A 12,500-nucleotide genomic window follows, 5' to 3' on the forward strand; every position below is an offset into this window, starting at 1 on the left:
CCGCAAATCTGATAAGGAACAAGAGTATGAGTCAACGTACCCTTCTTTTGCTCAGCCAGGACAATGCTCACTACGAGCGCCTGCTCAAGGCGGCCCACCTCCCTCATCTGCGCATTCTGAGAGCCGACAACCAGAGCGACGCCGAGAAAGTGATCGGCGAGGCCCACATCCTGATGGCCGAACCGGCGCGGGCCAAGCCGCTGCTGGCCAAGGCCGGCAAACTCAGCTGGCTGCAATCCACCTACGCCGGGGTCGACGTGCTGCTGGATGCCAGCTGCCGCCGTGACTACCAGCTCACCAATGTGCGCGGCATCTTCGGCCCGCTGATGAGCGAGTACGTGTTCGGTCATCTGCTCAGCCTGATGCGCCAGATCCCCCTCTACAGGGAACAGCAGAAGCAGCGGCTGTGGCAGAGCCACCCCTATCACGGTCTCAAGGGACGCACCTTGCTGATCCTGGGCACCGGCAGCATAGGCCAGCACATCGCCCACACCGGCAAGCACTTCGGCATGAAGGTGCTCGGCGTCAGCCGCGGTGGTCGCGAACGGGCTGGTTTCGACCAGGTATATCAGCTGCCCGCCCTCAACAAGATGCTGGCGCAGGCCGACGTCATCGTCAGCGTGCTGCCCGCCACCCGCGAGACCCATCACCTCTTCACCGCCGCCCGTTTCGAGCACTGCAAGCCGGGCGCCATCTTGTTCAACGTGGGGCGCGGCAACGCCATCCACGAAGGGGACCTGCTCACGGCACTGCGCACCGGCAAGCTGGGGATGGCGGTGCTGGACGTATTCGCGCAGGAGCCGCTGCCCGCCGACAGCCCGCTCTGGGGCCAGCCCAACCTCATCGTCACGCCGCACAACAGCGCTTACAGCTTCCCCGAGGACGTGGCCCAGATCTTCGTGCGCAACTACATCCGCTTCATCGATGGCCAACCGCTGGACGGCAAGATCGACTTCGATAAGGGCTATTGATGGCCGCCAGCCAACAAAAAGGCCCCGCCAGCGTGGCGGGGCCTTTTTATGTCGGCGAGAGAGGCATCAACCGGCCTCCATCTCCTTGCGATAGCTCTTCACCTTGGCGAGGAACTGGCGTTTCTCCTTGCCGGAGAGCGGCTCCGCCATCGGCAGCTTGACCTTCATGGCATCCACCGGGCGGTTGTTGATCCGCACCTCGTAGTGCAGGTGAGCGCCGGTGGAGCGACCCGTGTTGCCGGAGAGGGCAATCTTGTCACCCATCTTCACCTTCTGGCCAGGTTTGACCAGCAGCTTGCTCAGGTGCAGGTAACGGGTCATCAGGGTGCGACCGTGTTTGATCACCACATAGGTGCCGGCCAGCGGGTGGCTGGTCGCCTTTAGCACGACACCGTCACCGGTCGCCATCACGGGGGTGCCGACCGGCAGGGCAAAGTCGGTGCCCTCGTGAGGCCGCACCTGGCCGGTGATCGGGTGACGGCGATTCGGGTTGAAGCTGGAGCTGACCCGGTAACGGCTGTGGGTCGGGTAACGGCGGAAACCGCGCTCCAGGCTGTTGCCCTGCCCATCGTAGTAGTTGCCATCTTCGGACAGCCAGGCGGAGACGTTCTGACCCTGACTGAACACTTCCACCCCGAGCAGCTGGGTGTTGCCTGTGCTCTTGCCTTCGACCGTCTCCTGACGCACCAGCACCTTGAACTTGTCGCCCTTTTTCAGATCCTTGGCGAAGTTGAGCCGCCACTGGAACAGGTTGGCAATTTTCTGGATATGGTTGGCCGGGATCCCCGCATTGCGGGCACTCACGTAGAAGCTGCCATTAATGACGCCGTCATAGCTCTTCTTCTGCCACTCCACCTCTTCATTGAGCATGTTGGCGCTGTAAGTGTCGTCGGTACGCTCCAGCACCAGGGTCTGCTTGATGTTCAGGCGGATCTTCATCTGCTGCAGTATGTTGTCCTGATCGATCAGCAGCTCGATGGTCTGGCCCGGCTTGAGCCGTGCCAGATTGTTCTTGGTGTCGGCATCCAGCACCTTGTAGAGGGTGGTGGTGGAAAGACCCAGGTTGTTGAAGATGGTGGTCAGATTCTCGCCATTGCGAACCCGGTAATCCTGCCACTGGGGGGTGGCGTCGGCCGGGATGTCATCTTCCGGCGTCGCGGCTTCTACCAGCTCGTGATCCGGGATGTCGTTGAAGTCCGTATTGTCTTCGTTGGTTGCGGTGCCATTGGTGGCGATCGGCAACTCCAGTCGCAGCGGCCGCTCCAGGATGTCACCCGGGGCTGGCAATATGGCTACCGCCGACAGCGTCATGGCCGTCAGCAGTAGCATGGCGTAAAAATGTTTGCGGGGAACCGGGGGTTCCCAATTGGCGGCCTGCGCTACCAAGGGACGGAGACGTTTCATCCGCTATCCTGTCATTAGATCCAAGGGTGTTAGTGGTCAGTCTGTTTGTTATGAAACCGTATAAAACTGATTGTTTGACCTAAATACTCACAATTAGTTCATAGCAATCTGCATGAACCTCACATTTTATGCATAACATTCCTTCATGGGCAGAAATGATCGTCTTTTTTAACCATTTTTTCCTATTTTTAAGAGCCGGGTCAGCTCACCTCCGACCCCAGGTTTCAACATGTTGCGATAACTTTTCCATGGAGTGGATATGTCGTTAGCGAAACTGTTAAATCGAATCATCCTGATTTTGTTCCTGATTGGCGCCGTCCTGCTGTTCATGCTGGAAGTCACCACGGTACGGCAATCCATCCTCGATCAGATGTCCGCCAATCTGGAAACCGCCATCACCGCCCTCGGGCTGGTGCTGCAAGGCACCCTTCTCAACGATGACAAGGTACTGGCCGAGACCATAGTCAACGCCATGTTCGATGGCGGCTTCGTCAGCGTGGTCACCCTGCTGGATCCGGATGGTCAGGTGCTGTTTCAGAAGGTCTTCCACACCGCGCAACAGAACGTGCCGACCTGGCTCCCCTCTGTTATCGACATGCCGCCAGTAAAAATTGAGCAGGAGCTGACCGATGGCTGGCGCATGCTGGGCACCCTCACCCTGGAAGGGCACACGGGCTATGCCTACCAGCATCTGTGGAATGCGATCAGCCGTACCGGCACGGCCCTGCTGGCAGGTCTGCTGGTGTTCACCCTGGTGATCTCCTGGGTCTGCAAACGGCTGCTGCGCCCGCTCGAGCAGATCAATCTGCAATTGGTGAAGATCCGCAAGCGCCAGTTCAGTGGCACCCTGGACGCTCCCTGGCTGCAGGATCTCAAGGAGCTGGCCGGCTCGGTCAACCAGCTGGTGTCCGAACGCAAGCGGGATCTGCTGCAGCAACGGCTCAAGATAAGCCAGCTCGGCAAACAACTCCCCATGGTCAATGAGCCGCTGCAAACCCTGACCTGCGCAGGAGAGGGGCTGTTGCAGCAACACTTCTTCTCGACCCAGGGCAGTATTCGTCTCTACAGCCGCCTCATTCCGGAAGTCACCCCGTCACTGAACAGTTCACCGGACGAGATCCGGCATCTGCTCGATCTCTGGCTGCACCATGCAGTCGAGGGGCTGCAGCTGCCGCTCAGCCTGCTCGGCCACCCCGACTGGGCACAATTTGCACCTCTGCTGGCCAAGGGCAGAGGCAAAACCCTCGATTGGCGCTGGGATCAGGAACATGTGCCACCCCTTGCCCAGGAGCGGCTGGCCGCCTTGCAGGAACAAGGGGTAGAGATGGCCTTCAGCGCCATACCGATGACCAACGAGACCTTCAATCAGCTCGACCCCATCAATCCTGTCTTCATCAGCTGCCAGCCGACCCAGGCCCCTCTCTACTGGAATCTGGTGGCCCAGTGCCTGCACAGCGCGGGCTACACCCTGCTGGCGGAGGCCGGCGACATTCAGGATATCGACACCCTGCGCAACTGGGGCATCGATGGCTACGCCGGCAAGGAGGCATGATGAACAGGACTGGATTGTTGCTCGCCCTGCTGTGGCCACTGCCGCTGCTGGCCAACCCCACCACCATAGCCACCGGCGGTGAACAGGGGATCTATCACCAGATCGCCAAAGAGTTCTGCCGGCTCGCCAACAAAAGCGATGCCGGACTGCAGTGCAAGCCGCAGGCGACCTCGGGCTCCATCGAAAATCTGCGCCAACTGAAAAGCGGCGAGACAAGCTATGCGCTGGTGCAGTCGGACTGGCTCTACCAGGCCAGCAATGGCCTGGGTCCGTATGCCAATCAGCCGCAACCAGAGCTCAGGGCCATCTTCGCCACTCACGCCGAGCCCTTTACCATAGTGGTAAGGGCCGACGGCGACATCACCAGCCTGGAGCAACTCAAGCTGGCCCCCATCGACATGGGGCTCAAGAGCTCAGGTACCCGCCAGACGGCGCTCGCCCTGTTCAACGTGCTGGGCGCCAAGGAGCAGGATCTCGATCTCAAGAGCGTGGCCAATCTGGCCGAGTCCCTGTGCAGCAAACAGATCGACGCCTATGGCCTGGTGATGGGTCACCCCAACCGCATCGTGCTGGATACAGCCAAACGCTGCGCCATACGTTTCCTGCCGATCGAGGGGGCAATCCGGGATCAGCTGCTCAAGGGGGTCAAGTATTACCAGCGCAGCCAGATCCCTGCGCGTATCTATCCGGGCAACCTCAAGGCGACGCCGACCTTTGCCATCGCCGCCACCCTGGTAACCACCGCCAGCACGCCACTGGCCGACGTTTACCGCCTGACCCGGGCCATGCTGGCCCAGCAAACCAAGTTCAATGAGCAAACCTACGGTTACGCCAACCTGTTTCACCAGTCGCGCAATAAAACCGGCCCGGTGCTGAGCATCGAACAGCATCCGGGCGCGGCAAAATATTTCGAGGAGTTGAAAGCGGCGGGCAAGCTATAGCTGACGGCGGGGGGAGCGCAACTGCTCGCTGGAAAAACGGGTCTTCATCGAAGTCCACTGCGCCAACCTGTCGGCACTGCCCGCCAGGGTCCCTTCCCGGCGTGACTTCATGATCCAGATGCTCTTGGCATCAAAACTGTAGACGGGGATGAGATCGGTCCGCTTGCTGCCGGGCAGGATCCGGTTGTTGATGTTGTCGAGCACCATCGGATCCGACTTGGGGGTCGCGAAGTAGAGCGTCACCATGTGGAACTGGTTGTACTTGACTGCCTTGACGTAAGCCAGTCGCAGCTTCTTCTCGTCCACCCCAAGCTCCATCAATGTGTAGTACTTGGAGATGCTGTAATCCTCGCAGTCGCCACCACGGGCACCGATAAACTCCAGTGGGTTGGCCCAGTAATCCGTTTCTCCCCACAATCTGGGGTCATCGCTGTAGGTCAGGTTGTTGAAGTAGTTGTTGACCAGCTCGATCTTCTGCTGATCCGTGGTGCCGGCCCTTGGCGTCAGCAGGCGCGAAAAGGCCTCCGCCCGCTGGAGGGCTCGACCGCCATAGACCTCCTGCAATTTTGCCTGCAGTGCAGGGCTGGCCATGTATTCGGAGAGACGGGAAGCCTGCACGCTGGCACAGCAGAGCGCCAACGTGCAGGTGGGAACGAGCAGCCATTTCATACCAGACACTCCCTGCAAGATGCTGGAGGTCAGTATAGTTGCCCCTGGCTGCCCCAGTGGCGGGCACGCGGGCGCTTCGACGCGGTCAACGGCATTCGGCGAAGGCGTCGGCCAACTGCTGCATGAAGCGGGGATAGCCATCCGGACCGAGCGGCACCTGTTCACCGACTTCGTCCAGCAACAGCACCTTGGCGCCGGTATTGCGGGCGACCGACTCGATCACCGCCGGCGAGAACTGCGGCTCGGCATAGATGCAGCTCGCTTTTTTCTCTTCCAGCGCCTTGCGGATCTCCACCAGGGTCTTGGCGCCGGGGCGTCGCTCCGGGCTCACGGTAAAGTGGCCCTTGGAGCTCATGCCATAGTGGCGCTCCCAGTAGCCATAGGCTTCATGAAACACGAAGTAGCCCTTCTGGTTCACCGCCTTCATCTGCTCGGCAATCACCTTGTCCTTGGCCTCCACCTTGGCCTTGAACGCCAACAGGTTGGCGCGATAACGCTCGGCGTTGGCCGGATCCTGAGCGCTCAGGGTTTCGCTCAGGGCATTGGCGATGACCAGCGCCTGGGTCGGACCCAGCCAGATGTGGGGGTCGACGCCCTCGTGGTGGTGCCCCTCATGACCGTCGTGGTCATGGCCTTCATGCGCCTCGTCGGCGTGCTCTTCATGACCGGCCTGCTTGCTGTAATCAAACAGCGGCATCCCTTCCACCCGGGTCAGGGTCAGCACATGGGGATGTTTGGCCAGCAGCTTGGCCATGAAACCTTCCAGCTCGGGGCCGACCCACACCACCAGATCGGCCTCGTTGATGCTGCGAATATCGGAGGGGCGCAGGGAGAAATCGTGGGGCGAAGCGCCGGTCGGCAGCAGCACCTTGGGCTCGCTCACGCCGTCGGTGATGGCGGCGGCGATGAAACCCAGCGGCTTGATGGTGGTCAGCACCTCGAGGGCGCGGACAGGCAGACTCACCGCCAGCAGGGCAGTGACTAGGGCAAGAATTCGCATAGAGATCTCGTCAGGAAGTGTGTGTGTGATAATATAACAAACCAACGTTATTGTTATATTATAACTCTCACAGGCTGTAAACCCCGGAGCTGTCATGACCCAACTGGTGGAGCTGAAAGAGGTCTGTCTTTCATTTGATGGACGACTCGTGCTCGACAAGGTCTCCTTTACCCTGAACAAAGGCAAAATCACTACCCTGGTCGGCCCCAACGGGGCGGGCAAGAGCACCCTGAGCAAGCTGGTGCTGGGTCTGCTCACGCCAGATTCAGGCCAAATCACCCGCAGCCGCGACCTGCGGGTCGGCTATGTGCCCCAGCGCCTCTATCTGGATCCCACCCTGCCGCTGACGGTGCGTCGCTTCCTGCAGCTTGGCAAGAATGGCCGCCTATCCATCGAGGAGGCACTAAGCCGGGTCGGCGCGGAAGACCTGTTGGACAACCGGATGCAGAAACTCTCCGGCGGCGAAATGCAGCGGGTGCTGCTGGCCCGCGCCCTGCTGGTCAAGCCCGAGCTGCTGGTGCTGGACGAGCCGGTGCAAGGGGTGGACATCAACGGCCAGATCGAGCTCTACGCCCTCATCAGTCAGCTGGCCGCCGAGTTCAACTGCGCCGTGCTGATGGTCTCCCACGACCTGCATCTGGTGATGGCCAGCACCCACGAGGTGATCTGTCTCAATCGCCACGTCTGCTGTCACGGCGAACCGGAGAGCGTGGCGCGCCACCCCGAGTTTGCCCGCCTGTTCGGCCGACCGGAGCAGGAGGTGCTGGCGGTCTACACCCACCATCACCACTGCGATGGCGAACACCATCATCATGAACCGCAGGCTCCCGTCATTCGCCTGCCCTCCCGCAATCAATAACGTACCCGACAGGATCATCAAGTGGACAGCTTTCTGTTATACGCCCTCGCGGCCGGCCTCGGCATCGCCCTGCTGGCCGGCCCCCTCGGCAGTTTCGTGGTGTGGCGCAAGATGGCCTATTTTGGCGACACCCTCTCCCACGCCTGCCTGTTCGGCATCGCACTCGGCATCCTGCTGCAGGTGGATCTCACCCTTGCGGTGGTGGTCTGCTGCCTCGCCATGGCCATGCTGCTGGTGATCATGAGCCGCAACCAGCAGGTGGCCACCGATACCCTGCTCGGCATCCTGGCCCATAGCGCCCTGTCGCTCGGTCTGGTCACCCTGAGCTTCATGGACAACGTGCGGGTGGATCTGATGGCCTACCTGTTTGGCGACCTGCTCTCGGTACAGCCGATGGACTTGCTCTGGATCTACGGCGGTGGCGCCCTGGTGCTGCTCACCCTGTGGCGGCTGTGGGATCCCCTGCTCTCCATGACCATCTCGGAAGAGCTGGCCCGGGTGGAAGGGATCAGGGTCGATGTGCTGCGCTGCGTGCTGATGCTGCTGATCGGATTGGTGATCGCGGTGGCGATGAAGTTCGTCGGGGCGCTGATCATCACCTCCTTGTTGATCATCCCTGCGGCAACCGCCCGCCGCTTCAGCCGCACGCCGGAGCAGATGGCCGGCTTCGCCGCGCTCATCGGCTGCCTTGCCGTACTCGGCGGACTGCTGCTCTCCTGGTACCAGGACACGCCGGCCGGCCCGTCTGTCGTGGTCTGCGCCACCAGCCTGTTCGTATTGAGCCAGTTCAAGAAAGCCTGAGCCTAAAGTGGCCTGACCCTTGTAATCAGGTCACTCCACATCCCAGCCCGTCGGTGGTGGTCTGTGCCACCAGCCTGTTTGTGCTGAGCCAGTTCAAGAAAGCCTGAGCCTAGAGAGGCATGCTCTGGCGTGTCTCCATCATCAGCCATTGGCGCAGCCGGCCGATGGCAGGCTCATGGGCCCGCGAGCGCTTGCAGGTAAAGTAGAAAGCATCCCCCGTCTCCAACTGGTGTACCGGCAAGGCCACCAGCTGGGGATCATCCGGTCGCAGCATGTAGTCGTTCACGAATGCCACCCCCTGATCCCAGGCCGCAGCCTCCATCGCCAGCAACACATGGCTGAAGTGGTGCATCCGCGCCTCCGCCGGTATCACCAATCCCCCGGCCTTGGCCCAACGCTGCCAATCCTCTCCCCGCGCCTTGTAGATGGACTGCACCGACAGCAACGGCAGTTGCCAGATTGCGTCCGGCCACTCCCCCTCCACCTGCTGCAGCAAGCGGCGACTGCAGACCGGGAAGAGCCGCTCCCGGTAGATGAGATCATGACAATAGCCCCGACCATGGGGCGAGACGGTGATGAAGCAGTCCGCCACCCGATCGGAGAGTTCAGGATCCTCCGCCACCATCTCCAGGCTGAGATCCAGCTCGGGATAGAGCTGGCGCAGCCCAGCCAGACGCGGGATCAGCCACTTCACCGCAAACGAGCTGTAGACTGCCAGCCGCAGCCGCATCTCGCCGCCGCCGCGCAGTTGCTCGCTGCTCTGGGCAATCTGGCCGAGCCCGGCGGAGATCCCCTCGAAATAGACCTCGCCCTGCGCCGTCAGCGACAGCAGCCGCCCCTGACGCAGCAGCAGCCGTTCCCCCAGAAAATCCTCCAGCAGGCGGATCTGATGGCTGACCGCGCTCTGACTGACGTTCAGCTCAAGGGCAGCGCGGGAAAAGCTGAGCAGGCGGGCAACCACTTCGAAGTATTGAACGGCGCGCAGGGGAGGTAGCTTCATTATCCAAAATTCTCATGCATGGTGATTTTTTATCATTTTACTGGATAACGAAGCGCGGGCTACCCTTCCCTCATCTGACGCAGGAGGTAGCATGAATGCAGTGGGGATCGGCATCCTTTATCTGGTGCTGGGCAATATGGTGGCGGTCTTTTCCGACGCGCTGGTCAAGGTGCTGGAACCGGATCAGCCGGTATTTCAGTTTGTCTTCTTCCGCCAGCTCTCCGCCGCCATCCTGCTGACCCCCTGGCTGCTCTGGTCATGGCGTCGCAACCCGCCGGTGGCGCTCAAGTGGCACCTGCTGCGCGCCCATATCTGGGCCATCGGCGTCTGCCTGATGGTGATCGCCCTCACCCGGCTGCCGCTGGCCACCGCCAACGCCCTCTTCTATGCGGCGCCTCTGATGATGGTGCCGCTGGCGGTGTGGCTGGCGGGGGAAGCCATCTCGCGCCAGAAGGTGCTGACCGCCTTCATCGGCTTTGTCGGGGTGCTGATCGTGCTGCGCCCCACCGAGGTGAACTGGGCGGCGCTGGCCGCACTCGGGGTAGCGCTCTCCATGGCGCTCAACAATCTGCTGATCAAGCGGATCCCGCTCCAGCAGCCCATCGCCCAGACCCTGTTCTTTACCAACGTGCTAAGCATGCCCTTCATCCTGGCGCTGGCCTGGTGGGAAGGAGGCGACTGGCAGTGGCAGATGTGGTGGCCCGCCTTTGGCTCTTCGGCGCTGATCATGGTCTATGCAGGGTTGTGCGTGGTGGCCTATCGCAAGGCGGAGGCGAGCAAAATAGCCTCCGCGGAGTACACCGGCCTGCTGATGGCGGTCGCCATCGGGGTATGGCTGTTCGATGAGCAGCCGGGCCTGCCGCTGCTGCTGGGGTGCCTGTGCATCATACTGCCGCTCATCGCCATGGCCCGCAGCAAGCCCAAGCCACAGGCCGAACCGGCGCTCTAGCCAACCAGGGTCACCCCAGCAGCGGGGCGACCCTTTGTTGCAGATGGGGGATCACATCCTGCTCGAACCAGGGATTCTTCTTGAGCCACACGGTGTTGCGCGGTGACGGGTGCGGCAGCGGCAACCAGGCAGGGCCGTAGTCCGTCCAGCTGCGCACCGTCTCGGTCAGCGACCCTTTCGCCGCATCCCGCAGGTAGTGGCCTTGCGCATACTGGCCGATGAGCAGGGTCAGCTCGATGTTGGGCAGCAGCATCAATACCTTGTCGTGCCAGGTGGGGGCACATTCGGGGCGTGGCGGCAGATCCCCCGACTTGCCCTTGCCGGGGTAACAAAGCCCCATCGGCATGATGGCGATGCGGGATTCATCGTAGAAGGTGGCCTTGTCCACTCCGAGCCACTGGCGCAGGCGATCGCCGGAGGGGTCGTCCCAGGGGATGCCGCTGGCATGCACCCGGGTGCCTGGCGCCTGGCCGATGATCAGCAGGCGAGCGTGCTCGCTGCCACGGATCACCGGTCTGGGCCCGAGCGGCAAGTGTGCCTCGCACAGGCGGCAGGCACGGATCTGTGCAAACAAACGGTCGAGTCGGTTCATGGGCCCGATAGTAGCAGAGTTTTCCGCCGGATCCTGCTTGTGAAAGATTCAGCAGATACTTATTATGCAGCCACATTTGTTTAATTTAATAAACGGAGCGAGATGAAGAACTGGATGGGCACCGGCAGCGCGGCCCTCTCATTCGTGCTGTGGGGCATGCTGCCCCTCTATTACCAGTTCATGCCTGCGGTCAACATGTGGGAGCTGCTCTCCCACCGGGTACTCTGGTCGGCGGTGCTGCTGGGGATCCTGTTCCTCCTCGTCGGCTACCGGGTGCCCTGGGCGCGGCTGCGCAGCGAACCGCGCCAGCTCGGCCTCATCCTGCTGGCCGGCCCCGTCATGTCCATCAGCTGGTGTATGTTCACCTGGTGCCTCACCACCGGTCAGGTGCTGGCCACCAGCCTCGCCTTCTTCATGACGCCACTGTTCAACATCGTCTTCGCCGTGTTGTTCCTCAAAGAGAAGCTCACCCCGCAAAAACACCTGGCGGTGGCGCTAGCCCTGGCGGGGCTGGCCTACATGCTCTTTTCTTACGGCCAGCTGCCCTGGTTCTCCCTGGTCATGGGGGCCAACTTCGCCCTCTATGGCCTGCTCAAGAAGAAGGTGCACTATGACGCTGGCGTCAGTCTCTACCTCGAGGCGCTGGTGCAGTTGCCCATCGCCCTGCTGATCATCGGCGCTCTGGCGGTGAGCGGCGCCAGCCAGTTCGTGGCCGGTGACTGGACCGAGCGACTGCTGCTGATGGGCAGCGCCCCCGCGACCCTGCTGCCGGTGGGCTTGTTCTGCTACGGCATGATGCGCACCCGCATGAGCACGGTGGGCCTGCTGCAATATATCGAGCCCAGCCTCGCTTTCCTGCTCGCCATCTTCTGGTTTGGCGAGACGCCGGATCCGGTGAAATCGGTGGGATTTGCCTTCGTCTGGGCCGGCCTGCTGGTGAGCCTGCTGCCGCTGCACAAGCTTGGGCGCCATCTGCGCCGCAGCGCCGGCGCTCAGGGTCTGCCGCGGTAGGACTCCAGGATGGCGTGCCACTTGGGATCCCGGTCCATCTGCTCGGCGATGTCATTCAGCCTGTCATGCAGCTCGCTGCGGGATTTGGGCAACAGTATGTGGCGGGTATAGCTGGACTGGGCGAAGGGCGAGACGAACAGCTTGCCCTCGAAGGCGGGGTCGTGAGTAAAGAAGGTGAGCGCCGAGCCCGGCACCAGGGTCACGTCGATGCGGCCGCGCACCAGCAGGCTGAAGTTGGTCTTGACCTTCTTGGCATCCACCCGCACCAGATCGCCTCTGGCCGACGCCTCGTCGATCCCCTGATAGTGGTACCCCTCGATGCCGCCGAAGGTCATCCCCTTGAGCGAATCGGGCCCGCGATAGGTGACCGGTCTGTCGGCACTCGAGATGAGCTCGTTGGTATCGCGCATGATGGGAAAGGTCCAGAGGTAGCGCTCGCGCTGGGGATCCCCCACCCAGGCGGGATTGACCCAGGCCACCAGACCATCAAAGCCGGGATCCGACATCTCCAGCGCCAGTCTGGCCCGATTCACCAGCCAAAGTTCCAGCTTGGGTTCTCCGCCAAGCTTTTCATTGAGATACTTGACCAGATCCCGGCTCAGACCGCTCTGCTCCCCGGTCATGAAGGGGGGGTGCTGATGATAGTCGTAGAGACGCAGCGTCTCGCCATGAGCCGATATCGACAGCAGACACCACAACCACCACCATGCTCGCATCGCACCTCCTTGGGCTGCTCTTGAGTGTGGCACAG

At 61.7% G+C, this 12,500-nt stretch carries 13 protein-coding genes; 7 read left to right on the top strand and 6 right to left on the bottom strand.

Annotated features, from left to right (window positions below):
- The first annotated feature begins 26 nt into the window (after nucleotides 1-26).
- Complete coding sequence (locus tag AB5Y98_RS20750) at nucleotides 27-971, top strand: D-2-hydroxyacid dehydrogenase (protein WP_017778336.1); 945 nt, start codon at nucleotides 27-29, stop codon at nucleotides 969-971.
- Nucleotides 972-1,037: 66 nt separating this feature from the next.
- Here the strand turns inward: AB5Y98_RS20750 and mepM are convergent, their stop codons facing one another.
- Nucleotides 1,038-2,375, bottom strand: a complete 1,338-nt coding sequence (gene mepM, locus AB5Y98_RS20755) for a murein DD-endopeptidase MepM (protein WP_005305203.1) — start codon at nucleotides 2,373-2,375, stop codon at nucleotides 1,038-1,040.
- A 259-nt stretch (nucleotides 2,376-2,634) separates the two neighbouring features.
- On the opposite strand from mepM, the gene AB5Y98_RS20760 reads away from it, so the two are divergent.
- Entirely contained in the window at nucleotides 2,635-3,927 is a 1,293-nt protein-coding gene (locus AB5Y98_RS20760; RefSeq protein WP_368232831.1) for a LapD/MoxY N-terminal periplasmic domain-containing protein, read from the top strand.
- A complete protein-coding gene (locus AB5Y98_RS20765) occupies nucleotides 3,927-4,868 on the top strand; it encodes a TAXI family TRAP transporter solute-binding subunit (RefSeq protein ID WP_216973422.1) in 942 nt (313 codons plus the stop codon). The genes AB5Y98_RS20760 and AB5Y98_RS20765 overlap by 1 nt, the downstream gene beginning before the upstream one ends.
- Here the strand turns inward: AB5Y98_RS20765 and AB5Y98_RS20770 are convergent.
- Together AB5Y98_RS20770 and znuA are read right to left on the bottom strand one after the other, a co-directional pair.
- On the bottom strand, nucleotides 4,863-5,537 hold the full coding sequence (locus AB5Y98_RS20770) for a transglutaminase-like cysteine peptidase (protein ID WP_017788145.1): 675 nt from the start codon (nucleotides 5,535-5,537) through the stop codon (nucleotides 4,863-4,865). The genes AB5Y98_RS20765 and AB5Y98_RS20770 overlap by 6 nt on opposite strands.
- Nucleotides 5,538-5,622: 85 nt before the next feature.
- Nucleotides 5,623-6,537 carry a zinc ABC transporter substrate-binding protein ZnuA gene (gene znuA, locus AB5Y98_RS20775; protein WP_216973423.1) on the bottom strand — a complete coding sequence of 305 codons (915 nt, stop codon included), beginning with the start codon at nucleotides 6,535-6,537 and terminating at the stop codon, nucleotides 5,623-5,625.
- A gap of 94 nt (nucleotides 6,538-6,631) precedes the next feature.
- On the opposite strand from znuA, the gene znuC reads away from it, so the two are divergent.
- Nucleotides 6,632-7,396, top strand: a complete 765-nt coding sequence (gene znuC, locus AB5Y98_RS20780; protein WP_010636073.1) for a zinc ABC transporter ATP-binding protein ZnuC — start codon at nucleotides 6,632-6,634, stop codon at nucleotides 7,394-7,396.
- Between the two features lie 21 nt (nucleotides 7,397-7,417).
- Entirely contained in the window at nucleotides 7,418-8,197 is a 780-nt protein-coding gene (gene znuB / locus AB5Y98_RS20785; RefSeq protein WP_368232833.1) for a zinc ABC transporter permease subunit ZnuB, read from the top strand.
- A 109-nt stretch (nucleotides 8,198-8,306) separates the two neighbouring features.
- On the opposite strand, the gene AB5Y98_RS20790 is transcribed toward znuB, so the two are convergent.
- On the bottom strand, nucleotides 8,307-9,197 hold the full coding sequence (locus AB5Y98_RS20790; protein ID WP_117405547.1) for a LysR substrate-binding domain-containing protein: 891 nt from the start codon (nucleotides 9,195-9,197) through the stop codon (nucleotides 8,307-8,309).
- Nucleotides 9,198-9,288: 91 nt separating this feature from the next.
- Here AB5Y98_RS20790 and AB5Y98_RS20795 point away from each other — a divergent pair, with 91 nt between their 5' ends.
- A complete protein-coding gene (locus AB5Y98_RS20795) occupies nucleotides 9,289-10,146 on the top strand; it encodes a DMT family transporter (protein ID WP_005305226.1) in 858 nt (285 codons plus the stop codon).
- Between the two features lie 10 nt (nucleotides 10,147-10,156).
- Here the strand turns inward: AB5Y98_RS20795 and AB5Y98_RS20800 are convergent, their stop codons facing one another.
- The gene (locus tag AB5Y98_RS20800) at nucleotides 10,157-10,738 is read right to left on the bottom strand and encodes a uracil-DNA glycosylase family protein (protein WP_201990318.1); all 582 of its coding nucleotides are present in this window, start codon (nucleotides 10,736-10,738) and stop codon (nucleotides 10,157-10,159) included.
- A gap of 102 nt (nucleotides 10,739-10,840) precedes the next feature.
- Between AB5Y98_RS20800 and rarD the strand changes: the two genes are divergently transcribed.
- Nucleotides 10,841-11,749 (top strand): EamA family transporter RarD, encoded by a 909-nt coding sequence (gene rarD, locus AB5Y98_RS20805; protein ID WP_043171301.1) that lies wholly within the window; start codon nucleotides 10,841-10,843, stop codon nucleotides 11,747-11,749.
- Here the strand turns inward: rarD and AB5Y98_RS20810 are convergent.
- Nucleotides 11,731-12,465, bottom strand: coding sequence for an ABC transporter substrate-binding protein (locus AB5Y98_RS20810; protein WP_017765343.1), 735 nt, complete (start codon nucleotides 12,463-12,465; stop codon nucleotides 11,731-11,733). The genes rarD and AB5Y98_RS20810 overlap by 19 nt on opposite strands.
- Between the last annotated feature and the right edge of the window lie 35 nt (nucleotides 12,466-12,500).

Source organism: Aeromonas sp. s3 (genome assembly GCF_040907805.1).
GTDB classification, from domain to species: Bacteria; Pseudomonadota; Gammaproteobacteria; order Enterobacterales; family Aeromonadaceae; genus Aeromonas; species Aeromonas dhakensis.